The sequence below is a fragment of the Patiriisocius sp. Uisw_017 genome (assembly GCF_047731265.1).
In the GTDB taxonomy this organism is placed as follows: Bacteria; Bacteroidota; Bacteroidia; order Flavobacteriales; family Flavobacteriaceae; genus Patiriisocius.
In genome coordinates this window covers 2,779,661-2,804,118 of sequence record NZ_CP159835.1, presented here as the reverse complement: position 1 = coordinate 2,804,118, position 24,458 = coordinate 2,779,661, and the positions used below count along the sequence as shown (strand labels likewise).

Sequence of the window (24,458 nt, the reverse complement as noted above, 5' to 3'; positions counted from 1 at the left end):
ACTTAGAAAAGCAAATGACTTTCAATGGGGTTTAAACTAACAGACGAATAAACAATTAAAAAAAGATGAGGGCCAACTACTAACAAAGTGGGCGGCCCTCATTTATTATTAGAGTCGTACAACCCATTAAAATTTATAGAAGTTTGTGCACTAGCTTTTTAAATTCTAGAATATCCTGCTCCCCTGTCTTCATATTCTTTAGGGTATACGTTTCTGATGCCATTTCGTTATCTCCCGCTAAAACGGTATATTTAATATCGCGCTTGTCTGCGTAGCCCATTTGTTTTCCCATCTTAGCTTTATCTGGATACAACTCTGCATTGATTCCCTCCGCTCTTAATTTTTTAATTGACTTTAGCGCGTATAAGGATTCTGTTTCCCCAAAATTTATAAACAACACTTTCGTATTTGCTGTGGCAGTTTCTGGAAACAAGCCTAGCTCTTCAATCACCAAATAAATGCGATCTAAGCCAAAAGAGATTCCCACACCACTCACATCTTTCATCCCAAAAATACCCGTTAAATCATCATAGCGTCCACCACCACCAATGCTTCCCATAGCGACTCCTTCTGGTGCTGCTACTTCAAAGATGGCTCCTGTATAGTAATTAAGTCCGCGCGCTAAGGTTACATCAATTGCTAATTGTGCTGTTTCTAGTCCTAAGCTTGCAACGTTATCTACGATAAAATTTAACTCATTAACACCTTGAATTCCTGTTTCAGAATTTGCTAATAATACCGCAATAGCAGCCAATTGTTCTTTTGCGGTTCCGGTCATTTCAAAAAGCGGTTGCACCTTTATAATGGCGTCTTCACTAATGTCTTTTTCCCGCATTTCTTTCTTAACGCCTTCCTCCCCAATTTTATCCAACTTATCTAGAGCAACGGTAAAATCGATAAGTTTATCTTCAGCTCCTATTACTTCTGCAATTCCGCTTAAGATTTTACGGTTGTTCATTTTTATGGTGGCTCCTTCTAATTTCAATTTTGAAAAAACCGCATCGTATAATTGCACCAACTCCACCTCTTGCCATAGCGATTTACTCCCCACCACATCAGCATCGCATTGAAAAAACTCTCTAAACCTGCCCTTCTGTGGACGATCTGCTCGCCATACGGGTTGGATTTGATACCGTTTAAACGGAAAAGTGATCTCATTTTGGTGTTGCACAACATAACGCGCAAACGGCACTGTTAAATCGTATCTCAGTGCTTTTTCTGAGATCTTAGATGTCATTTTACCGCTGTCCTTTGAAGCATATAAGCCATCGTCAACTTTCCGAAGAAAATCCCCACTATTTAAAATCTTAAAAATTAACCGATCCCCTTCTTCTCCGTATTTTCCCATGAGCGTATCGCTATTTTCAAAACTAGGTGTTTCAATAGGTGCGAAGCCGTAGGTGGTAAAACAGCTTTTTATGATATCCATAATATACTGGCGTTTTACAACTTCGGCAGGAGAAAAATCTCTGGTTCCTTTGGGAATGGATGGTTTTTTTGACAAAATAATTAGATTAAATGAAGCTCTTAGACAGGCTCAGATTGACTTCGTTTTATAAAGTACAAATATCTTAATAATATTTTGAGTTCGGTTTCAATTTTGAGTTCGATTTCAAAAATCCCCCTTCCGAATTTCAATTATGCAGTATTAATTTCAATAAATAACCCAGCGTTATCTTAGCTATAAGGTGTAATTATAATGCAAACGAATAAGTGAAGGTTGCTGAGTGGTTCCGCTTTTCTGCGGAATTGTATTGAAGCACCGTTTTCACCTTCATATTGTGTAACTTTATCGCTATAATTGAGTCTTATCAAAAATTAGAACCAACATTTATGTTTTCACTCTTTAGAGAAAATCTGCGTATTGCACTTGATTCCATTAGAACACAGCTACTTCGCACCATTTTGACCATTGTTATTATGGGCATTGGAATCTGGGCACTTGTAGGGATTTTGAGCGCAGTTAAGGCATTAGAGAATAATATCGCTGGAAATTTTGCCTCCATGGGAAGCAATACTTTTTCCTTACAACGGTATGAATTTACCGTAAATCGTGGCGGTGGCGAACGCGAAAAGATAAATCCTATTATTAGGTATGACGATGTACGACAATTTGTAGATAAGTATGAATATCCCTACTCTAGTACTTCAGTTTCATTTATAGGTACGCGCGCTGCGGAAGTTAGGTTTGAAACCAACAAAACAGATCCGGAGGTTCAAGTATATGGGGTCAATCAAAATTATCTCGACAATACAGGTACCATAGTGGATAGCGGCCGGAATTTCAATATCTTCGACATTGAAAACAACAATAACGTTTGTATAATAGGGTCCGATTTTTTAAAAAATCTCTTCGAAAATGAAGACCCACTCAACAAAACAATTAGCATCCGTGGGGTTAAGTTTAAGATCATTGGGGTACTCGAATCAAAAGGAGCATCCTTTGGAAACAATCAAGATTTAAAAGTATTAGTGCCGATCCAAGTTGCTCGCGGAATCTATACTCAGGCAAATATTAATTACAACATTAGTGTAAAAGTAGATGACAAAGCGATGATGCAAGGCGCAGAAGATGAAGCACTCGTTACCTTTAGAAATGTTCGTGGTTTAAGTCCTGTAGAAAAAAACAACTTCGGAATTTTACGAAGTGATGACTTACTAAACCAAATTGCTCAAATAAGTAGCGTCTTAGAATATGCGGCGTGGATTATTAGCATCATTACGATTTTAGGAAGCTCCATTGCCTTAATGAATATTATGCTCGTATCAGTTACTGAAAGAACCCGAGAGATTGGAGTGCGTAAAGCATTGGGGGCAAAGAAATCTACTATTTCTACACAGTTTTTTATTGAGACAATCGTTATTGGTCAGTTTGGTTGTATTCTTGGAATTATTCTAGGCGTTGCTACAGGATTGGCTTTTGCCGCTATCTTTGATTTTGAATTTTCATTACCTGTAGGTGCTATTATTGCTTCTGCCATCATTACGTTTGTAGTTGCCATAGTAGCAGGTGCATATCCTGCGGTTAAGGCCGCTAGATTAGATCCCATTGAAAGTTTGAGGTATGAGTAGTCAAAGATAAAAATTCCTATTCATTTAAAATAAATGGGAATTTTTATTTTCTCTATCTTCTTTCAATAAGCAAAGTGAAAGGTTCCCGGGTTATAGTCGGGGCAAGCTTTTCTTCTTGCGTAGGGTTTTTATCCTACAATATTTTTAAAGAACTCAAATAATTGTCCTTTCGTAATAACTGCTCCTTGTTGGATTAATTTAAAAGCGTCCAGATTTCTATCTTCCGTATACGTTTTTGTCGCCGTGAAGAACTCTACTTCATCACTTGTATAGTTTTGTTGTAGCCAAGCATATCCTTCTTTTGTTGTGATATCCTTTGCTTCATCTAATACCTTTAACGATATCAAAGAAATTTCCGTTTCATCTAATTTGAATAAAAATAAAAGCTTGGGAGATACATTCTCTAGAAACTTCGCTTGATTAAGTGCTCCCTCCCAAACTAAGTCACTAAAAACATCTAATTCTAGTTCTGCAACTTTAGGTTTATTTTTTTTCAATGCCGTCCATTCGTTACCAGTAATAGATTGTGTAGCAAGAAAGTTTATAAATTCTTGGTGAAGTGTTTCAAATTGTTCTTTTGTAAGTCTAGCGTATTTCATACCTCATCCTTGGTTTACTCTGAGCTGTCGAAGAACTCAGTATGCGTAATGTATTTAATTGAAATTCAATTTTAAAGATAAACCTTAATAACAAATGACCGCAAGTTGAGCAGAATCAAAGTTAAAGTCCAATAAAAAAGACCTTTCTAAAAAATAGAAAGGCCTTTTAAATATTTCAGAAATAATTATTTTTTTGCTTCTGCTACAACGTCAAATGTGAAATTTGAAATCACATCTCTATGAAAACGAATGCTTGCAGTGTACTGTCCAGTACGCTTAATAGCACCCCCTAAAATTGAGATAAATTTCTTTTCAATTTCAACCCCTTGTTTTGCTAATGCACCTGCAAGGTCTCCATTGTTCACAGAGCCAAATAATTTATCGCCTTCGCCAGTTTTAGCCGTAATTTTAAATTCAGCTAAGGCAGTCAATTTGTTTGCTTCTACTTGTGCACTGTCGATTGCCTTTTTCTCTTTAAAAGCGCGTTGTTTTAACGTTTCTGCAAGCATCTTCTTTTGAGAAGGCGTTGCTAAAACAGCCGCTCCAGAAGGAAGAAGAAAGTTACGTCCGTATCCATTCTTTACAATGACTAAATCGTCTGTAAAACCAAGATTTTCGACATCTTTTTTTAATATAAGTTCCATAATCTTGTATGTTTTATTTTAATAAATCGGCTACGTAAGGCATTAAAGCTAAATGACGTGCTCTTTTAACAGCCACTGCCACTTTTCTTTGGTACTTTAAAGAAGTACCTGTAAGCCTTCTTGGTAAAATTTTACCCTGCTCGTTCACAAATTTTATAAGAAAATCTGGGTCTTTGTAATCTATATACTTAATACCAGACTTCTTGAAACGACAATACTTTTTAGTTTTTGCAGTCTCTATATTCAACGGAGTTAAATATCTAATTTCTCCGTCTTTTTTTCCTTTTGCTTGTTCTTGTATAGTTGCCATGGCTTATGCTGTTTTTTTGTTATCACGTACTCTCCTTCTTTCAGCCCAAGAAATTGCATGCTTATCTAAGCTTACAGTAAGGTAGCGCATAACACGCTCTTCACGTCTAAAAGTTATTTCTAATTCACTCACAGCTTCTGCTGGAGAAGTGTACTCGAACAAGTGGTAAAATCCACTTTTTTTGTGCTGAATTGCGTAGGCCATTTTTTTAAGCCCCCAATTTTCTTTTGACACCATCTTAGCTCCTTTAGAAACAAGAATATCTTCAAATTTCTTTACTGTTTCCTTTATCTGATCTTCTGATAAAACGGGATTTAAGATGAAAACAGTTTCGTAATGATTCATATAAAATCTATTATAAATTAATGTAATTCTCTAAGCACCTTGCCAAGAGCGTGCAAAAATACTATATATTTTACAATTGACAAATGGAAATCGATAAAGAAATAGATCTTTAATAGATTCAGACAAAGTGCTTTTTTTCACGATTAAAACTCAAAAAAATTGCATTTCATCGATAAAATACTTATTATTGCTATAATAAACATCATTCGTCGTGGATAAAACACTCTTAAATTGTGCTATTGTTGATGATTCAACATTGCAGAGACTTTCTATAGTAAAATTAATTGAAAACCATCCTTCCTTGCATCTTGTTGCGGAATACAACAATGCCATAGAGGCCAAAATGGGTTTAGCAACTACTGAAATTGATTTAATATTTCTAGATATTGAAATGCCAATTTTATCTGGTTTTGACCTTTTAGATGATCTAACAAGTAAACCCCAAGTCATATTTGTAACAGGAAAGACTAAATATGCTTTTAAAGCATTTGATTATAATGCTGTAGACTATTTACGTAAACCTATTGCAAAGGATCGTTTCTTAAATGCAGTACATAAGGCCATTACCAATTATAAGCTTAAAAATGATGATGGTTTTGATGATGAAGACTTCATTTTTGTAAAGAGTAATTTAAAAAAACGCAAGGTTTTCCTAAATGAATTGCGCTACATTGAGGCTCTTGGAGACTATGTGAAATTAGTAACAGAACACGATGCACTTGTTGTATTAAGCACAATGAAAGCTTTTGAAGCGTTACTTCCAATCGATCGTTTTTTAAGAATACATAAATCTTATATTGTAAACCTTGATAAGGTTGAAAGGTATAACAGTAAAGTAATTGAGCTTGATAAAGAAGAACTACCATTGAGCCGAAACAGAAAATCAGATCTGATTGAGGCACTTGCAGCATCAAGTAGAGTCTAATTCATATTAATAAAAATTCCCATCAAAGCAGTCACTAAGTAACCTTAGTGACTGCTTTTTTGAATTTAATAATTATCCACATCCAAGGTCACCTGTACCGACGAAAATTCTCGTAAAAGATTAAAATTCCTTTGAATCCCAAGAATGTATTCTTTAGTCTTTTTAAGAGACTGTTCCTGTGGGATTTTAACCAACACATTAGAAATATACTTGTTTTTTATTCTTGAAATAGGAGGTGCTTCTGGACCTAAAACGTTTTCATTCATTTTTTGCTGAAGCGCCAGAGCATACCAAAGGCTACCGTTTTCAACTTTCTTAAAATTACGATCCTTAAAAGTAATTTTTATAATCTTGAAATATGGAGGATACTTATATTGATACCGTTCATCAGATTGTACCTTATACATTTCTGGATAGTTGTTTGTACTCACTTGCTGTAAAATAACATGATGCGGATTGTAGGTCTGTATTATTACTTTTCCTTGCTTTTTTGTGCGCCCTGCTCTACCCGAAACCTGTTGCAATAAATGAAAACTTCGCTCATGAGCTCTAAAATCGGGGAAATTCAACAAACTATCCGCATTCATTACTCCAACCAAACTTACATTTCGAAAATCCAACCCTTTTGCAAGCATTTGTGTTCCAACTAAAATATCAATTTCACCATTTTCTAATTTATTAATGATTTTTGCGTGGGCATATTTCCCTCTCGTAGTATCTTGATCCATCCTTGCAACCTGGTGCTCTGGAAATAGTGAGTGTAACTCCGTTTCAATTTGTTCTGTACCAAATCCTTTGGTGTCTAAAGATTCACTTCCGCAGGCAATACATTGAACCATCATTGCAATATGATAGCCACAATAATGACATCGTAATTGATTTTTATGCCTATGATACACCAATGTAACATCACAATTGGGGCATTCAGGTGCGGTACCACAGGTAGTGCATTCTACTACAGGAGAATACCCTCTTTTATTTTGAAAAAGTAGTACTTGCTCATTATTTTTTAATGAAAAATGTATTTCTTCAAGAAGTCGATCACTAAAATGACCTTTCATTAATCGTTTGTAATGTTTTTCTTTTATATCAACCAACTCAATGGTAGGCATCAAAACATTTCCGTAACGCCTTGTGAGTGAAACCAAACCATATTTACCTTGTTTCGCATTGTGGTAAGTCTCTAATGATGGAGTAGCAGAGCCTAAAAGTGTTTTTGCTCCGTGTAATTTGGCTAAAACGATTGCTGCATCTCGCCCATTATATCTTGGGCTTGGATTGTATTGTTTAAAAGACGGCTCGTGTTCTTCGTCTATAACAACCAATCCTAAATTCTGAAAAGGCAAGAAAACAGAAGAACGCACCCCAACAATTATTTGAGTTTTGATTTTATTATTCAAAACGTTATTCCAAACTTCTACGCGTTCATTTAAACTATATTTTGAGTGATAAACTGAAATATTCTCGCCAAAATACTGCTGTAATCTCGAAATAAGCTGTGTTGTTACTGCAATCTCTGGTAAGATATAAAGTGTTTGTTTTCCATTATTAAGCTGTTCTTCTATTAAACGAACGTAAATTTCAGTCTTACCACTTGATGTTACCCCGTGTAATAAAGTTACCTCTTGGGTTTCAAATGAGGTTCGTATTTCGTTGTACGCTACTTGCTGCTCTTTATTTAAATCTTTTATAGATTCACCTTCAGCTCCTTGATATGAAACTCTATCTATTTTAAGGTGATATTCAATCAATATTTCTTTATCAATCAACGTTTTAATAACCGCTGAACTTACACCACTTTTCTTCTTTAAGTCGTCTACGGCTATTTCTTTCTTAGATTGTGCTTGTAATGTAAAAAGATGCATTAAAACTTCTCGCTGCTTATGAGCGCGAGTCATTTCATCTAGCAATATTTTAAGCTCATGTTCGCCTTCATAGTGAGAAGATAATTTCACATAGCGTTTTAACTTTGGGGTATACTGCTCATAGGCTTCTTCATAAACTTGAATTACTTTTTGTTCTAATAAGTGATGTAACACCTTCACTACATTAGATCGATCTAAAATAGAACGAACATCATTAATATGTATAGGCGAACGATGCTGTAGGGCCTCAAAAACTAAAAATTGCTCATCTGTTAAAGCCTTCTCATCTATAGTAGATTTTGAATTTAAAGCAATCATCGTTTCGCTTTCAAGCAAAAAAGCACTGGGTAATCCTGCTTTGATAACTTCCCCAAGTGTACACATGTAATAGCTAGCTATCCATTCCCAATGTTTAATTTGTTTTGGAGTAACAATAGGGGTTTCATCAAGAATCTGATCAATACTCTTTACTTCGTATCCTTGCGGTGGAGTATTGTGAACTTGATATACTATTGCTGTGTATAATTTTGATTTACCAAACGGAACCGAAACCCGAAACCCTTGTTTTAAAAACGCAGCCTCATCCTTATTCACCGAATAAGTAAAGGTTTGTTTAATAGCAAGTGGAAGTATGACGTCTATGTAGAACAAATTGAATAATGAGTAATGAGTAATGAGTAATGAGTAATGAGTAATGAGTAATGAGTAATGAGTAATGAGTAATGAGTAAAATTAAAAAAGGTCGCTCAATTAATATGCGACCCCACCATTATTTTATAAACAAGTTGTTATACTAATGTGGTTTTAAAATGTCCTATTCTAATCGATACCAATATTGCACTCTTCCTAAAGCAGCATAGCCTATGTAGCCGCGTACCTTTAATTTGTTTTCTTCTTTCAAGGCTGTATAACACTAGTATTTGTTGCCATTATCTAGACCCATTACAGTACCATCATTGTATTTGTCTCCATCTTTTTCTAGATTTTTAATAATCACAAGTCCTTCTATAGCCTCATTTTTATCCGCTCCTTCAAATTTAGTACACAGCTCATTTTTATGTTCTTTATTAATGATTTCTAGTACTTTTTCGAAAACTATTTCATCTCGTTTATATATTTCAACGATAGATTTTACTTCGCCAGTTACATCATCCACTGTTTTCCATTTGCCTATAACATCTTAAGCTCTCACAGGTTTTGTGAAAGTAACTAATAATAGTACTATAATAAGTATATTTTTCATGACAATTTGATTTTAAACTTGATCGCACAAATAAGGCCTTTCAAAATAAAAACTCTGAAAGGCCCTTGATGGTATCTTATAATTTTGAAAACGCTAGTTTTCAAGGATCACTAGAAATTACTTTCCTAACATTCCATTTTTCAATTTGCTATCTGCAGGATCGTTTCCTAGCCAGATTCCGAAAAGAGCTTTCTTAAAAGTCATACCTTCAATAGTCCCAAGCATTTTGTCATTTTTGTAAACGACACTGCCTTTTCCTTTTTGATAGGTAATGTCAAATATATCTCCTTCAACAATTTCTTCACTAAAAAAGCCTTTAAATTTTAGGATTTCTGAAGCAATACCGCTTGTGTTTTCTTGAGTTGAAGCTTCAAATCCTTCTTCTACCGCGTCGCTCATTGCTTCCGAAGAAACAAAACTAGAGGTAATTACCAATCTAATTGCCATCGTTTGGTCACCATTTATAATAGATTTTGCGTCTTTACTTTTTTTAGCTAGGTACAAACCTCCAGAATATAACTTTAACATCATTGCTTTTTTACGGATTCCTCCACCGTTAAGCATTAAATTTTCACCACTAAATTCTAAAGTGTTTGGGAGTGTTACTTCTCCCACCTGTGTCTGTGCGGTCGCCATATTTAGAGTAAATACTGAAATGGCTAAAACTAATAATTTTTTCATTTTTTTTGTTTTAATTAGTGTTTGTTTTAATTAACTTTTTTGTGACTGTCTCGCAATCTCTGCAACGACAAATTAAGCTCAAATCCTAGTAATAACAGATTACTATTTATCCAAATATATAACAACATTATCAAAAGTGCCCCAAGAGAACCATATAACTCGTTATATGTTGAAAAATTATTTATGTAAACTCCAAATAGATAAGTAGTTAACATAAATAATATTGTAGTGACGAATGCCCCTAAAGAAAAGAATTTTGAAATCTTTCCCTCTTTTGTTCCAAAATAATAGAGGGTGGCAATCACTATATAAATCATAACTACAAAGACCGTAACTTGCAATATCGAAATCCAGAAAAGATCATTTGTTAAGTAGGCTCTGCCTTTTAAATCGTTAATGATATATTCTCCATAAAGGATTACTGCTACCGTGAATACCAATAACGATGCCAAAAACAAAGATACCATTAATGAGATGCCGTACTGTTTAAAAAAATTTCGATTTATGGTAACGTGGAAAGAATACTCAAACGCACTAAAAATGGCGTTAACCCCATTTGCAGCTAGTAAAATGGAAAGTATTATCACAAAAGACAGCAATCCACCTCTAGGATTTACTGCTATATCTGCAATAACTGGATAGAAGAGATCGGCCGTTTGTGGTGGTAAATGCTGTTCTATAAAAATTAAAAATCGTGTTTGGAATCCCTCAATAGGGATATATGGTATCAAGTTGAGAATGAATAATAAAAACGGAAAAAGAGCAACAAAAAAACTATAGGCAATCGAACTAGCCCGCGGTGAAAATGTGCCACGAACAATCCCAGAAGCATAAAGGTTATTAAAGTCAAATAAGGTTAATCCTTCTAAACCCGGAAGTTTGATACGCTTGCTTATAGCAATGAGTTGTTTGACCACGGGGATGTTAATTTCGGTTTCTTTTTCCAAAACAGCACCAACATCCTCAACATACTCTTTTTCCTTCATTAAACAGCTTTTAAGCTCAAATCCATATTATGTACTGAATGTGTAAGTGCACCACTGGAAATGTAATCTACTCCACACTCTGCATACTGCCTAATCGTATCTAAGGTAATGCCTCCACTTGACTCTGTTAGACATTTACCATTAATCATTTTTACAGCTTTGCGTGTATCTTCAAAATTAAAATTATCTATCAATATACGATAAACTCCGTCAGTTGTAAGTATTTTTTTTATTTCGCTTAAGTCACGCGCTTCAACAATAATTTTTATGTCGAGTGACTTTTCTTTTAAATACTCAGTTGTAGTTTCAATAGCTTTCACAACACCACCACAAAAATCAATATGATTGTCTTTAAGCATGATCATATCATAAAGTGCAAATCTGTGATTTTCACCACCCCCAATCTTTACAGCCCATTTTTCCAAAGCTCTAATCCCAGGAGTTGTTTTTCGTGTATCAAGAATCTTTGTACCAGTCCCTTCTAATAACTTAACAAATTTATTGGTCTTTGTAGCAATGGCACTCATACGCTGCATTGCATTCAGCACAAGACGTTCTGCTTTTAAAATAGATTGTGAATTTCCAGATACATACAAACAAATATCACCATATTTTACAGTCGCACCATCCTCAATTTTAACGTCTAATTTTAAACCGGGATCTACGTAGTCAAAAACTTGTTTTGCAAACGCTACTCCCGCTATAATCCCTTCTTCTTTAACCAATAGTTTTGCGGTTCCTTTTGCATCTTCAGGAATACAAGCAAGTGAGCTATGATCGCCTTCACCAACATCTTCGCGTATGGCATTGGAAATAATAATGGCCAGTTCTTTGTTAAATTGTTTGTTTGAAATCATTGTACTCGATTTTTTTGCTAATGTAAGGAAACACAGGCATTTTGATTAATGTTTAACGCTTTTTTAGCTGAATTTTCTTCGGAACGATATTGGTAATATGTTTCGAAATTACTCATCCTATTATTTGTATTTTTGAATGCTAAATCTGCACTATGAATATTTTAGTCCTTGCGATTGGCAAAACAGATGATAAACACATTGCTGCATTATCTGAAACCTATGAGAACCGATTAAAACACTACATCAATTATTCTTTTGAAATTATTCCAGACATCAAAAAAGTAAAAAACTTGAGTGAAGCCCAACAAAAAAGTGCTGAGGGAATTCAAATTTTAAATAAAATACAAAATAGCGACACACTTATTTTATTAGATGAAAAAGGAAAATCAAATACTTCTGAAGGCTTTGCAAAATTCTTGCAAAAAAAAATGAATAGTGGTCTTAAAACACTAGTTTTTGTTATTGGCGGGCCTTATGGTTTTAGCAAGGAGATATACCAGCGTGCCAATGGAAAAATTGCATTATCTGAAATGACTTTTTCTCACCAAATGATACGTCCTTTCCTAACAGAACAAGTATACCGTGCGTTTACAATCTTAAAGAACGAACCTTATCATCATCGCTAGACAAAATAAACAATATGAAATTATTAGCACCTAAGATGTTAAATACATTATAATCAATATTTTAATGTGATAAACTTATTGTTTATTCAAATTCGACAGCTTATTTTTAAATACAATAACTTTTAAATCAAAAATTATGGCTGTAGAAATAGATGTAATGAAAGAGGGCAAAGTAAAACGGACTTTTGAAAGTGATAAAGGCAATCTTGCTGAAGTAAATTTGTTAGGCAAAAAAAAACATGGAGACCTAAGCCTAGAAATAGATACTTGGCCCTGCACATAATAAAATAATCATGTTGTTGATGGTGGCTGTCAGGAAAGATTAAGGAAAGCATCCTTGGGAAGAGGAATAGAACTTAAAATTATTGATGACAAAGGAGGTTATGGAGCAAATCATTATGGCCATACGCTTCCTTGTACAATTATTCACGATAACGGAGATATTAGATATGACTAAATTATAGTATTTATTTTTAGTCAATAATTCATTATCAAGCAATCTATGTAGTCTGCTATCATATGAAGTAACAACCCAATAGCAATGATTCTTGTCTTCTTCCAAAAAAAAAGCAATCCATAAACTGCAATTGCTACATAACCGTGTAATAAATGAAAACCAATGCTACATCGGTCTGGATCAAAAATTGGATCTGCTACTAAATGGTCTAAATCAACCAACATTGTTGCCCATAGTATAAACGTAACTTTCAGCCAATGTTCTTTGAAAAAAAAATAAGCAATCCCTATAGGAACTAAAAAGTGAAGTGAATAATGAAGTGCACTCTGAAGCATTTATTGAAATTTGAGCATTCGCTTTAACCATTTTAATTTAGTTGCTGAATACGGACTATATTTAATAGGGAACTCTAACCACGTAGGCTTCTCTAAAATACTTTTATAGTGAGAAAATGTTCTGAAACCAGCTTCACCGTGATAGGACCCAATGCCGCTATTACCTACTCCACCAAATGGTAGATTTGGATTCGTAATATGCATTAAGGCTTCATTAATAGCTCCACCTCCAAAAGAAATTTCATTTAAAATCTTTTTCTTTACGGCAGCATCATTCGTAAAAACATAACAAGACAACGGTTTTGGCTGGGCTTTTACTTTTGAAATAACATCATCTAGAGAACGGTAAACGATCACTGGAAGAATAGGTCCAAAAATTTCTTCCTGCATACAAGCATCGTCAAAACTTACATTCTTTAATATCGTAGGAGCAATATAGCGTTGGCTTCTATCATTTTCTCCACCACAATAGACTTTATCTGAGTCTATCATTCTTTGGAGTCGGTCAAAATTATGGTTGTTTATAATTTTAAGGTAATTCCCATTTGTAAAGCTATAATTTACCTTTTCAACTTCTAGCTTAGCATAGGTAAGAAACTCTTCTGATACCGTTTGATCTATTAGAATATAATCTGGCGCAATACACGTTTGTCCTGCATTCAAATATTTTGCCCAAATAATTCGCTTTGCAGCCATTTTAAGATGGGCGCCTTTCGTTATAAATGTGGGACTTTTCCCGCCTAATTCTAGGGTAACTGGGGTTAAATTTTCAGCAGCAGCTCTGTAGACAATCTTACCTACTTTAGTACTTCCAGTAAAGAAAATCTTATCAAATTTTTGTTTAAGTAGCTCCGTAGTTTCAGCAACCCCACCTTGAATAACTTTAAAAAAGGAAGCGTCAAAATTGTCATTAATTAATCGCGTTAATATCGCAGAGGTCTCTGAAGGAAGTTCACTAGGTTTTAGCACTACAGTGTTCCCCGCTGCAATAGCTGCGATAGCTGGAGACAGCGAAAGTTGATATGGATAATTCCAAGCCCCAATAACCAAACAAACCCCTAGAGGTTCTGGAATACTATAACATTTTGCAGGAAAATTAGTGAGGTTGGTAGGTATCTTTTTTTTTCGAGACCATCTATATAAATTCCTTTTGGCTTGCTTTATATCATGAAAAACTAGTGAGAATTCAGTTAAATAATTTTCAAATTTACTTTTCCTAAAGTCTTTATAAATAGCAGCTTCTAGGTCCTGCATATTTTCATTCAAAACCTTTTCGAGTCTGCTTAATTGATTAATTCTAAAAGAAATATCTTTTGTGGCGTTTGTGTTAAAAAAAGAGCGTTGATAGCTTGTTATTGATTCCATAAGGTTGCGCTACTATTTTCAAACAATCTACTTCTCTCGATTTAAAACACGATATTCCTCATAACATTCACTAATAGAATCGAGGATTTGAAGATCGCTAGCAGAGTTAATAAAGGCTTTTGAGTAGCTGCAGTTATTAAGAATTTCGTCAATATCAGATCGTTCTAGTTGAAGCACCGCCATCAACGTTTCTCTATCAAATTTTCCAGCTAACAAATTCCTGATTTCATCGTTTTCTTTCATCTGCCGCAGCTTTTTCATTTGCTGAGGTCGCTTGCCAAAAATATTAAAGAGAAAATCTGCTGGATTAAAAATAGAATTTAATACTTTATTGACAGCTCCAGGTTGTTTGTTACCTCCTTCATAACCACTCCCTATGCCATCAATCCGGTATCTATAATCATCATAAATTGGAATAGTTCTAGCATCTACCTCAACATACCCCGTAAGCGTTATTGGCTTAACAACAACTTCTTCTAACGCGATACCAAGTTCAGTCATCTTGATTTTTACCTCTCCAAATTCCAACCAGTCATTGGTAACTCTAACACGAATACTTTTAAAACCCAAATAGGAAAAATAGAGTGTATCGTTTACGGACGCTCTAATTTCAAAGGCTCCTTCAATACCAGTCGTAGCGCCCTTTACTTTATTTAAGTTAACGATATTTACATTTTCCAAAGGTTTATCGTTTGCTGCATTTTCTACTTTACCGTTTATGGTAATTGGATCCTGAGCTATCGCTATGGTAGTATATAAAAACAAGGTAAAAAGAGTAATTATTTTTTTCATAATAACAAAAAATAAAGGTACTAATTAATAGACGGTAAATTCGCACCAAAGTTTCAACTACTCATAAATTTATTTTATGATATTCATAAATAAAGTTCTTACAAAGAAATAAATTGTCAACACCGAAAATTTTCCAAAAAACGAGTCTTTATACCCTAAGATACCAAGAGTGGCTTTCAAAATTTCACAGCATTTTTTAAGGTTGATTAGATTTAATTATAATTCGTTGTAAACCTTTTTTTTTAACCAAATAACAAGACAACTAACTATTGCGAGACCAATAATTGGAAATATTAAATCATTTTTATCAAGCACAACACCACTTCCAAGATTGAGAATTTTTAATTCTTGAATGATACACAAATAGCAGCAATGATTATGACTAAAATGTAAATGACGCTATTTTTGATACGGTATTTTTCATTTTGTAATTTGCTGTTGAAAAGCAGCATAATTCCTGTAATTGCTAGAATTCCTATCACTGCTTCAAAGAAATTGGGCGATGATAGGAATACTAGTTTTATAAATTCAGGGGATTGTGTATCTAAAATTGAAGCAGTTAAGAATATTTATAGCCTTGACAATTTCCTGATCTCTTTTATAGCACTTTAGTTTTTGATTATTTTTTAGAATGACAACTAGTCATTCCAAAAACTAGCCCAAAGTTTACAATGCTAAAATTGAAAAAATTAATTAATTAATCACTTCTACGACGTCTACCTCCAGTACCTCCACTTTCTGGTCTTGATTTTCCACGACGTTTACCACTAAATTTCGCTTTATCTCCACCCCCTGAGCCATCACTATCTCGTTTTTTGAAGTTTCCTTTGTATCCTCCACCGCTTCCGCTGCTACTTCCACCACTGCGACCACCTCGGCTTCTATCTCCTCCTGCGCCACGGCTGCTGCGTCCGGCTCCTTTGTAACCTCCACCATCTCTTGAGCGCCCTCTTCCGCGACTGCCTCTGTTTTCTTTATCTGTTGAAACTTCTACGTTAACACTTCTACCGTGTAATTTAAAGTCTTCAAAAAACTTGATGACCATTTCTTGATGCTTTTCGTCTGTGTTAAAGAATGAAAAACTGTCTTTTACATCTACTTTATAGACTTCATCATTCCCAAGATTGAGTTCTTCTCTCAAGAAATCTTTAAGGCTCATCCAAGTAAAGTCATCCTTCTCTCCTACATTTAAGAAATAGCGCGTACTTCCAGTATCATCGCTATACTCTCGAGAAGGTCCTTCAGATTGATTGATGTCTTTTGCTTTATTGTAATAGTTATAGAAACGTGTAAATTCTACTGAAAAGAATTTCTTTATCAATTCTTCTTTTGAAAAATCTTCCAAAGCCTCATTAATTTGAGGTAAATACGCATCAATATCGTGATTGATCTCTGTATTCTTAATGTTGTTCGCAAGGTGCATCAGTTGCTTTTCACAAATCTCCATTCCTGAAGGAATTTCTTTTTTGATAAAAGCTTTTTGAATTTTCTTCTCTATACTTTTAATCTTTCTCACTTCACTCTTGGTTACAATGACCATAGAGATACCGTTTTTACCTGCACGACCTGTACGACCACTTCGGTGGGTATAGGTTTCTATTTCGTCTGGCAGTTGGTAATTAATTACGTGTGTAATATTTTCTACGTCAATTCCACGAGCGGCAACATCTGTTGCTACTAACATTTGGATTTGACGATTTCTAAACTGCTTCATCACAATATCACGCTGATTCTGACTCAAATCTCCGTGGATTGCTCCTGCATTATATCCATCTGCGATTAACTGCTCTGCTACTTTTTGTGTATCGCGTTTTGTTCTACAAAATACTACTGAAAAAATTTCAGGATTTGCATCTGCTAAACGTTTTAATGCTGGATACCGATCTCTACCAGAAACGACAAAATATTCGTGCTCTACATTCTCAGAGCCTACATTTTTAGAACCAACAGTCACCTCAAGAGGATTGTGCATGAACTTTTTAGCAATGGACGAAACCTCTCTTGGCATGGTAGCACTAAATAACCAAGTAGATTTTTCTTCTGGTGAATGTGATAAAATTTCGGTGATATCTTCATAGAAACCCATGTTCAACATTTCATCTGCTTCATCAAGTACACAATACTCAATTTTAGAAATATCAATCATACGACGGCTAATCATATCTTTCATGCGACCAGGCGTCGCTACGATTACCTGTGCTCCCTTTTTAATTTGGCGTGCTTGATCTTGAATACTAGCACCACCATAAATTGCGACAACGTTAAGTCCTTTTTTGTACTTACCGTAAGATTTCATTTCGTTGGTGATCTGCATACACAACTCGCGTGTAGGAGATAATATTAATCCTTGCGTTGTACGACTTTCAATGTCGATTTTTTGCAACATTGGGAAACCAAATGCTGCCGTTTTACCAGTTCCTGTTTGCGCTAGGGCAACAAGATCTCTGTCTTCGTCTAATAATAATGGGATTGCTTCTTCTTGAACTTCACTTGGGGTTTCAAATCCCATGTCTGTTATGGCTTGGAGCAATTGCTCATCAAGACCTAGCGCTTTAAATGCGGTCATAGTTTAAATATATAAAATTAGTGTGTGCTGTGGGAAGCATGGACACATTTTTACATATCGCTTCGCTTGAGCACTACCTCATCCTGAGGATTTTTCAGTTCTGAATTATTTCAGAATTTCAAGCTGCAAAGATACTGTTTATTTGGGAATTACTTACGATAAGTCTCTGAATAATTATTGTAGCTAATTAAGAGTGGCTTAAGGAGTTAATTCAACCATCTCGTTTTGTTTTTACTGAAACTTAATATTCAGCATCATAATTTAAACAGATATCCTCGTGAGATTGGCAATAATCGTCAGGAACACTACTCCAGACCTCTTTTGGTTGCGCTGCGATATCTACCGGCACCGCGCACTAACAACACATTATACTTTCAGATTTCTGTGGTCTGTATTTACTATATAAAACAGCTCACCGTTGGGCCTAAGCAACACTTTCACACGGATACAATCCACTTATTCGAATTCCACTTTCAAAAGAATGACATTCAATGCTTGGAATCCCTCTTCCATTAACGATATCTTCCGCATAAAAAAATGCATATCGCATAGTATCAATTACGAACTTTCTATAGATATTACCATTCAGGATAAAAAAAAACTGCCAAGAGCGCTATAAAAAACACTGTGCTTATCGTGTTATTTCAAAATATACTGCGAAAAATACTCGATTAACAGGCGCATGGCTTTTCCTCTGTGCCCTACCCTACTTTTTTCTTCAAGAGGCATTTCTGCGAATGTTTGGGTACTTTCAGTAGGCAAGAAAATAGGATCGTAGCCAAAACCTTTTTCACCTCTTCTAAAGTTTGTGATGCTTCCTTCACAGATACCTTCAAATAAACTATCGGTGCCTTTAAAGGTCATTGCTATCACTGTTTTAAATCGTGCTGAACGATCCTCTGCCAACTTGAGATTATGGAGTACTTTGTCAATGTTCTTATCTGATGTTGCGTTATCGCCAGAATATCTAGCACTATATACACCCGGCGAACCACCAAGCGCATCCACTTCTAAACCAGTGTCATCTGCAAAGCAATCTAATTTGTAATGGCTTTTAACCCATTCAACCTTTAAGATGGCATTGCCCTCAATTGTATGAGCTGTTTCAGGAATGTCTTCTAAACAGTTAATATCTTTTAAACTCAATAACTTTATATGGGATGGAAGCAATAACTGAACTTCTTTAAGTTTATTTGGGTTATTTGTTGCAAATACTAAGGTGTGTTCTTTTTTTTCGTTCATCTTTTTTTATTGCGTTACTCGTAATTCGATATATTGAGTACTATAACCTCGTGTTTTTGAAGTTTTAATGATGCTAATTTTATTCTGTTTTATGTTCCTTCGCCTCTAAATCCTTATAATATCGTTCGATTATTTCATCAGGATTTTTGATGGTGTTTTTCATCCATTGAAAACTAAGCGCCTGTTTTTCATCTTCGGTTAGTTGCCAGTTACCCTCAGACTGATGCAATCTTGTAACCACATCTTGTAATATAATGGCTGCGGAAACCGAAATATTCAAACTTTCAGTAAAACCATACATTGGTATTTTTAACGCAGCATCTGCATTGTTTAAGACATAGTCGCTCAAACCATCTTTTTCAGTTCCGAAGAAAAAGGCGCTTTTTTTAGAGACATCAAAATCGTGCAATAACGTAGCATTTTTATGCGGTGTTGTTGCGACTATTTGATATCCCTGTTCCTTTAATTCTTTTAAAGAATCTTTAATACTTGAACTGCGATGTAAATCCACCCATTTCTGAGCACCCATTGCAATTTCCTTATCAATTCTTTTTCCTCTTATTTCTTCCACCACGTGCAAATCTTGAACGCCAAAAACATCGCAAGTTCGCATAACCGCGCTTGTATTATGCAATTGGTAGACGTCTTCTGTTACCACCGTAAAATGCCTGGTTCTCTGTGCGAGGATGCGTTCAAATAAATTGAGGCGCCGGTCCGTCAAAAAAGTTTTGAGATAGTCGTATAAAACTTGATCCAAATTATTTAATTTTAAGCTAAAATAATCAAATTAACCTATCTATGAATATTGTAGCTTTAACAGGTGCCGGAATTAGTGCAGAAAGTGGCCTTAAAACATTTAGGGACAGTAATGGTCTTTGGGAAGGGCACGATGTTATGAGTGTCGCATCGCCTCAAGGCTTTAATAAAGACCCGGCACTAGTGTTGGATTTTTATAATCAACGAAGAAGACAATTATTAGAAGTGGAACCAAACGCTGCTCACGAGACATTAGTAATGCTCGAAAAAAAACACGAAGTAACGATTATCACCCAAAATGTAGATGATCTTCACGAAAGAGCTGGAAGCAAGACGATAATACACCTTCACGGCGAGTTATTAAAAGCGAGAAGCACTCACAACGAAACTGATATCAAAGATTGGAAAAGTGACATCGTTCTAGGCGATCTTTGTGAAGCAGGCTATCAAATGCGCCCTCATATTGTTTGGTTTGGTGAAGCCGTGCCACTAATTGAAACTGCCACAATACTGGTGCAAAAAGCAGATATAGTTCTTATTATTGGAACTTCTATGCAGGTATACCCTGCAGCAGGACTTATACAGTATACCTCTGAAAAAGCGAAAATTTATTACATTGACCCTGACCCAACCATCTCCCCATCAAAAAATATAACTGTCATTGCTGAAAAAGCGTCTCTAGGAATACCAAAATTGGTGCATCAACTCCTTAAACAAAGAAATTAAGCATAACTATTATTTAACCATAAGTAATTATTCATTAATAATTATTATGATTTATATTTATTTTATTTAATTATAAAATACTGTTAAATAGTAATTTAAGAATAAATTACAAGTATATTTACATAAAAAATGTTATGAAAAATAGTAATTACATAAGCGCTATTCTAGTTCTATTTATGACTAATGCTACCGCTCAATACAGCAACATAGAAAGAACGACTATTAACGAAAGTGATGTTCCAGAAGAAGTTATAAGGGCTCAGCGAATGGAATTTCCTGGTGGTTTTGTTACGAACTGGAAATTTCACAAAAAACAAATTGCTGTTGATAGTGATGCAACCTATTATATGGCTGCATTTAAAAAAGCAGGGCGCTTAGGTAATTATTCTTATTATACAGATACAGGCAAATTGTTAGCTTATTCATTATATATGACACGATTTGATTTACCAGAATCCATACAAAACGCTGCGATGAATAACTTAAATGGGTCTGTTATTAAATCTGCTGAGCTAATTGATTTAGAAAACCCAAAAAGAATGATTTATCGCGTGCGCTTAAACAGCGATGGCTCCTTGCAATACATCTATTTTGATAATAATGGAAATCAGATAGATAAAAGAAAATTACCATCAGATATACATATATTTATTTGAATTATCCGTTCACTACTAGGGTATTACAAGTATAAAAATCACTAAAAGCATAAAGAATTTTAGTGGCTTTTTTGGTTTTATCTTACGACAACTACTAAAAACAAAAGAAATGCTTTTCGAGAAATTTAAATATACAAAGGCCTATTAAAAGAAAAGGCTAAGGGTTGCTATTTGGGTTATAGAAAACCACGAAGTATTTAAAGATCTTTTAAAATGATGCTTTAGCAAAGAAAAAGAACTGCTGTATAAGCATACTTGAATATTAGTATACGTGTCTCTTGAAAGTCTATCGCTCTGCTACCCAAATCTTAATTACTTCTTTGGTGAAATCCCTAAAGTGAAGAAGTGGCGTACAATGCGTGTTCTTGCTAAAATTCGCCAAATGATTTCTTTGAAAATTTAAAAAAAAACAAAAACCTCAGATAAGAACGCATCTTACCGCTCAACGCAAAGAAGCAATGATCTAAAATTGTTTTGATTGATTGGTTGGAGATGCTAAAATAAGCATACAAGAGCTATTCAATGACTAGTTTATACTATTTAGAAACCAAAAATGATTGAATTAATCCAGAATTAGACGTAATTATTAAACAAAATGCCATCAACGAAAGCGCCGTCTATAAAGAACCAGACCGAATGATTTTGGAAAAAAAAATAAAAAGTTTCAGAAATTGAAGGCTTGATTAAATTATTTTTTTATTTTTATCTTTCAAATTTAGATAAAACTAAGAATGTTATATTTCGGAATAAATAATAATAATAATAATAATAACGCCCAGACGTAACAGCAACTTGTATATAATATTCAACCGTCAAGTTTTATTTAACTTGACGGTTTTTCTTTTTATGCTCATTTCGGCTATACTAAGGGTGCGTTTAAAAAAACAAACTAACAACTATTTAACCCGTTAAAAATAAAAAATTATGTGTGGAATTGTATGTGCCTTTGACCTTAAACAACCTAGCGAAGACTTGAGACCTCAATTATTAACGATGTCAAAATGTTTAAGGCACCGAGGACCAGATTGGAGTGGGATTTTCAGCAATAAGAAAGCAATCATGGCGCACGAGCGTTTAGCGATTGTAGACCCAACCTCTGGCAAACAACCCTTGTTCTCTGAAGATAAAAACCTAGTATTAGCCGCTAATGGGGAAATATACAATCATTTAGAACTCCGCGAACAATTTGAAGGAGGCTATGATTTCCAAACAAAAAGTGATTGCGAAGTTATACTTGCTTTATACAAGGAAAAAGGGGTAGATTTTCTAGATGAACTCAACGGAATGTTCGGTTTTGCCTTGTATGATGTAAAGACGAACGAATATTTAATTGCTCGCGACCATATGGGCATTATACCGCTCTATATGGGTTGGGATAAAGACGGAACCTTTTATGTGGCAAGCGAATTGAAAGCCTTGGAAGGTTTTTGTACTAAAATTGAACTCTTTCCTCCTGGTCATTACTTGCACAGCAGCGATGGCGAATTAAAGCAGTGGTACAAACGCGACTGGATGGAATTTGACAACGTTAAAGAAAACGAGACCAGTATTTCAGATTTAAGAGAAGCCTTAGATGCCGCGGTTCATAGACAATTAATGAGTGATGTTCCTTATGGAGTTTTGCTTTCAGGTGGTCTTGATTCTTCGGTTACTTCTGCACTGGCAAAAAAATATGCTAATAAACGAATAGAATCTGGAGACACTGAAGGCGCTTGGTATCCACAACTACACTCTTTTGCAGTTGGCCTAAAAGACTCTCCAGACTTGGCAGCGGCAAAAAAAGTCGCAGACTACATTGGTACTGTTCATCACGAGGTATACTTCACAATTCAAGAAGGAATCGATGCGCTACGCGATGTAATTTATCATGTTGAAACCTATGACATTACTACCATTAGAGCCTCCACACCAATGTTCCTTTTAGCACGAGCAATAAAAGCAATGGGGATAAAAATGGTGCTTTCTGGCGAAGGAGCCGATGAAATTTTTGGAGGATATCTCTACTTTCACAAAGCGCCTTCAGCTAAAGAATTCCACGAAGAGAATGTGAGGAAATTAGACAAGTTACATATGTATGATTGCTTGCGGGCTAATAAATCCTTAGCATCGTGGGGTATTGAAGGTAGGGTTCCTTTCTTAGACAAAGAATTTATGGACGTAGCTATGCGCTTAAACCCAAAAGATAAAATGATCATTGCGGGACAATCAAAGCCTGATGATCCCCAAGCCATGGAAAAGTGGGTGTTGCGTGAAGCTTTTGGAGATATGTTACCACACGAAGTAGCTTGGAGGCAAAAAGAACAATTTAGCGATGGTGTAGGGTATAGCTGGATTGACACCTTAAAAGAAATGGTAAACAAAGAAGTGAGTGACGACCAGATAGCAAATGCACAATACCGCTTTCCTATCCAAACACCTAAGAGCAAAGAGGAGTTTTACTACCGTACCATTTTTGAAGAACACTTTCCTAGCGATGCAGCTGCCTTAACGGTACCTTCAGTGCCTAGTGTGGCGTGCAGTAGCCAAGTAGCTTTAGATTGGGATGAGAGTTTTAAGAATCTGAACGATCCTAGTGGTCGTGCTGTTACGAATGTTCACGAGGAAGGGTATTAACTCATTATATTAAACCTGACGACGGGGCCACAAAAGTAAACAAGGCTTTGTTACTCCTTTGTGGCCTCGTATTCTAATTTATTTTTATCCTCCTTTTTTAATTTTGCATTGTTTGATAAAGCGGAAGCAACCAATCCTGCAGGAACGGTTATAATCCCTAAACCTATGATTAATATAAAAAACGTAAAAATCTTACCGCCCGTTGTAATGGGGTACACATCACCATAACCCACCGTAGTTAAGGTAGATATAGACCACCAAAGACTATGAAAAACGGAAGCGAACTTTTCTGGTTGCGCTTCGTGCTCAAAATAATAAATACCTATGGCAGACAAATACAATAAGATACCAGTAATAATCATAAATAAAACAACTTCCTCTTTAGCATCTTGGGCAGCAAATTTAAATCGATCCAAGGCCTTATTATAACGTGCCAATTTTAAAATTCTAAACACTCGGAAGATTCGGAATACTCGTATTGACCTTAAGTCCACACCCAACGAAATGTAAAATGGGAGTATGGCTAGAATATCTATAATACCATAAAAACTAAGAACATAACTTAATTTTTTCTTCGCATAATAAAACCTCAGTATATATTCCACCGTAAATATTATTACGCAAAAGACTTCAAACCAATATAAAAAATCCGCTAAAGAATCTGAAATATCAGGCAACGTCTCTATGGAAAAAGCTATTAATGAAAGTATAATTAAAACTTGAATAAAAATATCAAACTGCCTTCCGTTTTTGGAATTGATATTTGTAATAATCTTTTTTAGTGAAGCCATTTTTTC

The 24,458-nt window shown here is 35.0% G+C and carries 25 protein-coding genes; 8 read left to right on the top strand and 17 right to left on the bottom strand.

Translation table 11 applies throughout. The annotated features are described in order from the left end of the window. Window positions 1-133: 133 nt before the first annotated feature. Window positions 134-1,429, bottom strand: coding sequence for a histidine--tRNA ligase (gene hisS / locus ABXT67_RS12665; RefSeq protein ID WP_415374413.1), 1,296 nt, complete (start codon window positions 1,427-1,429; stop codon window positions 134-136). On the opposite strand from hisS, the gene ABXT67_RS12660 reads away from it, so the two are divergent. Together ABXT67_RS12660 and ABXT67_RS12655 are read left to right on the top strand one after the other, a co-directional pair. Beyond that, the gene (locus ABXT67_RS12660) at window positions 1,419-1,559 is read left to right on the top strand and encodes a hypothetical protein (protein WP_415374412.1); all 141 of its coding nucleotides are present in this window, start codon (window positions 1,419-1,421) and stop codon (window positions 1,557-1,559) included. The two genes, hisS and ABXT67_RS12660, sit on opposite strands and share 11 nt — an antisense overlap. A gap of 274 nt (window positions 1,560-1,833) precedes the next feature. Beyond that, window positions 1,834-3,072: an ABC transporter permease gene (locus ABXT67_RS12655; RefSeq protein ID WP_415374411.1), complete on the top strand. Its 1,239-nt coding sequence runs from the start codon at window positions 1,834-1,836 to the stop codon at window positions 3,070-3,072. Between the two features lie 128 nt (window positions 3,073-3,200). Here the strand turns inward: ABXT67_RS12655 and ABXT67_RS12650 are convergent, their stop codons facing one another. From ABXT67_RS12650 to rpsF, 4 genes are all read right to left on the bottom strand, one after another. Continuing rightward, window positions 3,201-3,671 carry a DUF6495 family protein gene (locus ABXT67_RS12650; protein WP_415374410.1) on the bottom strand — a complete coding sequence of 157 codons (471 nt, stop codon included), beginning with the start codon at window positions 3,669-3,671 and terminating at the stop codon, window positions 3,201-3,203. 185 nt (window positions 3,672-3,856) lie between these two features. After that, window positions 3,857-4,315: a 50S ribosomal protein L9 gene (gene rplI, locus ABXT67_RS12645; protein WP_415374409.1), complete on the bottom strand. Its 459-nt coding sequence runs from the start codon at window positions 4,313-4,315 to the stop codon at window positions 3,857-3,859. 13 nt (window positions 4,316-4,328) lie between these two features. Further along, window positions 4,329-4,625, bottom strand: a complete 297-nt coding sequence (gene rpsR / locus ABXT67_RS12640) for a 30S ribosomal protein S18 (protein WP_415374408.1) — start codon at window positions 4,623-4,625, stop codon at window positions 4,329-4,331. 3 nt (window positions 4,626-4,628) lie between these two features. Continuing rightward, window positions 4,629-4,970: a 30S ribosomal protein S6 gene (rpsF, locus tag ABXT67_RS12635; protein WP_415374407.1), complete on the bottom strand. Its 342-nt coding sequence runs from the start codon at window positions 4,968-4,970 to the stop codon at window positions 4,629-4,631. 211 nt (window positions 4,971-5,181) lie between these two features. Here rpsF and ABXT67_RS12630 point away from each other — a divergent pair, with 211 nt between their 5' ends. Further along, the gene (locus tag ABXT67_RS12630) at window positions 5,182-5,895 is read left to right on the top strand and encodes a LytR/AlgR family response regulator transcription factor (protein WP_415374406.1); all 714 of its coding nucleotides are present in this window, start codon (window positions 5,182-5,184) and stop codon (window positions 5,893-5,895) included. Window positions 5,896-5,960: 65 nt separating this feature from the next. On the opposite strand, the gene priA is transcribed toward ABXT67_RS12630, so the two are convergent. From priA to nadC, 5 genes are all read right to left on the bottom strand, one after another. Next, window positions 5,961-8,411 (bottom strand): primosomal protein N', encoded by a 2,451-nt coding sequence (gene priA / locus ABXT67_RS12625; protein ID WP_415374405.1) that lies wholly within the window; start codon window positions 8,409-8,411, stop codon window positions 5,961-5,963. Between the two features lie 262 nt (window positions 8,412-8,673). Beyond that, the gene (locus ABXT67_RS12620) at window positions 8,674-8,934 is read right to left on the bottom strand and encodes a DUF2147 domain-containing protein (RefSeq protein ID WP_415376991.1); all 261 of its coding nucleotides are present in this window, start codon (window positions 8,932-8,934) and stop codon (window positions 8,674-8,676) included. Window positions 8,935-9,120: 186 nt separating this feature from the next. Next, window positions 9,121-9,684 carry a chalcone isomerase family protein gene (locus ABXT67_RS12615; protein WP_415374404.1) on the bottom strand — a complete coding sequence of 188 codons (564 nt, stop codon included), beginning with the start codon at window positions 9,682-9,684 and terminating at the stop codon, window positions 9,121-9,123. Between the two features lie 26 nt (window positions 9,685-9,710). Continuing rightward, entirely contained in the window at window positions 9,711-10,670 is a 960-nt protein-coding gene (locus ABXT67_RS12610) for a YihY/virulence factor BrkB family protein (RefSeq protein ID WP_415374403.1), read from the bottom strand. Further along, complete coding sequence (nadC, locus tag ABXT67_RS12605) at window positions 10,670-11,527, bottom strand: carboxylating nicotinate-nucleotide diphosphorylase (RefSeq protein ID WP_415374402.1); 858 nt, start codon at window positions 11,525-11,527, stop codon at window positions 10,670-10,672. The genes ABXT67_RS12610 and nadC overlap by 1 nt, the downstream gene beginning before the upstream one ends. Window positions 11,528-11,679: 152 nt before the next feature. On the opposite strand from nadC, the gene rlmH reads away from it, so the two are divergent. Both rlmH and ABXT67_RS12595 read left to right on the top strand, forming a co-directional pair. Continuing rightward, window positions 11,680-12,153, top strand: coding sequence for a 23S rRNA (pseudouridine(1915)-N(3))-methyltransferase RlmH (rlmH, locus tag ABXT67_RS12600; protein WP_415374401.1), 474 nt, complete (start codon window positions 11,680-11,682; stop codon window positions 12,151-12,153). Window positions 12,154-12,289: 136 nt separating this feature from the next. Then, window positions 12,290-12,436: a hypothetical protein gene (locus ABXT67_RS12595; RefSeq protein ID WP_415374400.1), complete on the top strand. Its 147-nt coding sequence runs from the start codon at window positions 12,290-12,292 to the stop codon at window positions 12,434-12,436. Window positions 12,437-12,630: 194 nt separating this feature from the next. Here ABXT67_RS12595 and ABXT67_RS12590 read toward each other — a convergent pair whose 3' ends face one another. The 6 genes from ABXT67_RS12590 to ABXT67_RS12565 form a co-directional block, all read right to left on the bottom strand. Beyond that, window positions 12,631-12,945 carry a DUF6122 family protein gene (locus ABXT67_RS12590; protein ID WP_415374399.1) on the bottom strand — a complete coding sequence of 105 codons (315 nt, stop codon included), beginning with the start codon at window positions 12,943-12,945 and terminating at the stop codon, window positions 12,631-12,633. After that, entirely contained in the window at window positions 12,946-14,310 is a 1,365-nt protein-coding gene (locus tag ABXT67_RS12585) for an aldehyde dehydrogenase (RefSeq protein WP_415374398.1), read from the bottom strand. It abuts the gene before it with no gap. Between the two features lie 27 nt (window positions 14,311-14,337). Continuing rightward, window positions 14,338-15,102 carry a carboxypeptidase-like regulatory domain-containing protein gene (locus ABXT67_RS12580; protein ID WP_415374397.1) on the bottom strand — a complete coding sequence of 255 codons (765 nt, stop codon included), beginning with the start codon at window positions 15,100-15,102 and terminating at the stop codon, window positions 14,338-14,340. Window positions 15,103-15,799: 697 nt separating this feature from the next. Continuing rightward, window positions 15,800-17,668, bottom strand: coding sequence for a DEAD/DEAH box helicase (locus ABXT67_RS12575; RefSeq protein ID WP_415374396.1), 1,869 nt, complete (start codon window positions 17,666-17,668; stop codon window positions 15,800-15,802). Window positions 17,669-18,307: 639 nt separating this feature from the next. After that, complete coding sequence (locus tag ABXT67_RS12570) at window positions 18,308-18,910, bottom strand: non-canonical purine NTP diphosphatase (RefSeq protein ID WP_415374395.1); 603 nt, start codon at window positions 18,908-18,910, stop codon at window positions 18,308-18,310. Window positions 18,911-18,989: 79 nt separating this feature from the next. Then, on the bottom strand, window positions 18,990-19,667 hold the full coding sequence (locus ABXT67_RS12565; protein ID WP_415374394.1) for a TrmH family RNA methyltransferase: 678 nt from the start codon (window positions 19,665-19,667) through the stop codon (window positions 18,990-18,992). 41 nt (window positions 19,668-19,708) lie between these two features. Here ABXT67_RS12565 and ABXT67_RS12560 point away from each other — a divergent pair, with 41 nt between their 5' ends. From ABXT67_RS12560 to asnB, 3 genes are all read left to right on the top strand, one after another. Further along, window positions 19,709-20,392, top strand: a complete 684-nt coding sequence (locus ABXT67_RS12560) for an SIR2 family NAD-dependent protein deacylase (protein ID WP_415374393.1) — start codon at window positions 19,709-19,711, stop codon at window positions 20,390-20,392. A 134-nt stretch (window positions 20,393-20,526) separates the two neighbouring features. Further along, complete coding sequence (locus tag ABXT67_RS12555; RefSeq protein ID WP_415374392.1) at window positions 20,527-21,048, top strand: hypothetical protein; 522 nt, start codon at window positions 20,527-20,529, stop codon at window positions 21,046-21,048. 924 nt (window positions 21,049-21,972) lie between these two features. Next, the gene (gene asnB, locus ABXT67_RS12550) at window positions 21,973-23,661 is read left to right on the top strand and encodes an asparagine synthase B (RefSeq protein ID WP_415374391.1); all 1,689 of its coding nucleotides are present in this window, start codon (window positions 21,973-21,975) and stop codon (window positions 23,659-23,661) included. 50 nt (window positions 23,662-23,711) lie between these two features. Here the strand turns inward: asnB and ABXT67_RS12545 are convergent, their stop codons facing one another. Beyond that, window positions 23,712-24,452, bottom strand: coding sequence for an ion transporter (locus ABXT67_RS12545; protein WP_415374390.1), 741 nt, complete (start codon window positions 24,450-24,452; stop codon window positions 23,712-23,714). Window positions 24,453-24,458 lie beyond the last annotated feature (6 nt).

Excerpts from the sequence above, each read along its gene's own strand:
- ABXT67_RS12660 (WP_415374412.1), top strand. The coding sequence starts at position 1,419 with ATGATATCCATAATATACTGGCGTTTTACAACTTCGGCAGGAGAAAAA.
- hisS (WP_415374413.1), bottom strand. The coding sequence starts at position 1,429 with ATGGATATCATAAAAAGCTGTTTTACCACCTACGGCTTCGCACCTATT.
- ABXT67_RS12655 (WP_415374411.1), top strand. The coding sequence starts at position 1,834 with ATGTTTTCACTCTTTAGAGAAAATCTGCGTATTGCACTTGATTCCATT.
- ABXT67_RS12650 (WP_415374410.1), bottom strand. The coding sequence starts at position 3,671 with ATGAAATACGCTAGACTTACAAAAGAACAATTTGAAACACTTCACCAA.
- rplI (WP_415374409.1), bottom strand. The coding sequence starts at position 4,315 with ATGGAACTTATATTAAAAAAAGATGTCGAAAATCTTGGTTTTACAGAC.
- rpsR (WP_415374408.1), bottom strand. The coding sequence starts at position 4,625 with ATGGCAACTATACAAGAACAAGCAAAAGGAAAAAAAGACGGAGAAATT.
- rpsF (WP_415374407.1), bottom strand. The coding sequence starts at position 4,970 with ATGAATCATTACGAAACTGTTTTCATCTTAAATCCCGTTTTATCAGAA.
- ABXT67_RS12615 (WP_415374404.1), bottom strand. The coding sequence starts at position 9,684 with ATGAAAAAATTATTAGTTTTAGCCATTTCAGTATTTACTCTAAATATG.
- ABXT67_RS12610 (WP_415374403.1), bottom strand. The coding sequence starts at position 10,670 with ATGAAGGAAAAAGAGTATGTTGAGGATGTTGGTGCTGTTTTGGAAAAA.
- nadC (WP_415374402.1), bottom strand. The coding sequence starts at position 11,527 with ATGATTTCAAACAAACAATTTAACAAAGAACTGGCCATTATTATTTCC.
- rlmH (WP_415374401.1), top strand. The coding sequence starts at position 11,680 with ATGAATATTTTAGTCCTTGCGATTGGCAAAACAGATGATAAACACATT.
- ABXT67_RS12595 (WP_415374400.1), top strand. The coding sequence starts at position 12,290 with ATGGCTGTAGAAATAGATGTAATGAAAGAGGGCAAAGTAAAACGGACT.
- ABXT67_RS12590 (WP_415374399.1), bottom strand. The coding sequence starts at position 12,945 with ATGCTTCAGAGTGCACTTCATTATTCACTTCACTTTTTAGTTCCTATA.
- ABXT67_RS12585 (WP_415374398.1), bottom strand. The coding sequence starts at position 14,310 with ATGGAATCAATAACAAGCTATCAACGCTCTTTTTTTAACACAAACGCC.
- ABXT67_RS12580 (WP_415374397.1), bottom strand. The coding sequence starts at position 15,102 with ATGAAAAAAATAATTACTCTTTTTACCTTGTTTTTATATACTACCATA.
- ABXT67_RS12575 (WP_415374396.1), bottom strand. The coding sequence starts at position 17,668 with ATGACCGCATTTAAAGCGCTAGGTCTTGATGAGCAATTGCTCCAAGCC.
- ABXT67_RS12570 (WP_415374395.1), bottom strand. The coding sequence starts at position 18,910 with ATGAACGAAAAAAAAGAACACACCTTAGTATTTGCAACAAATAACCCA.
- ABXT67_RS12560 (WP_415374393.1), top strand. The coding sequence starts at position 19,709 with ATGAATATTGTAGCTTTAACAGGTGCCGGAATTAGTGCAGAAAGTGGC.
- ABXT67_RS12555 (WP_415374392.1), top strand. The coding sequence starts at position 20,527 with ATGAAAAATAGTAATTACATAAGCGCTATTCTAGTTCTATTTATGACT.
- asnB (WP_415374391.1), top strand. The coding sequence starts at position 21,973 with ATGTGTGGAATTGTATGTGCCTTTGACCTTAAACAACCTAGCGAAGAC.
- ABXT67_RS12545 (WP_415374390.1), bottom strand. The coding sequence starts at position 24,452 with ATGGCTTCACTAAAAAAGATTATTACAAATATCAATTCCAAAAACGGA.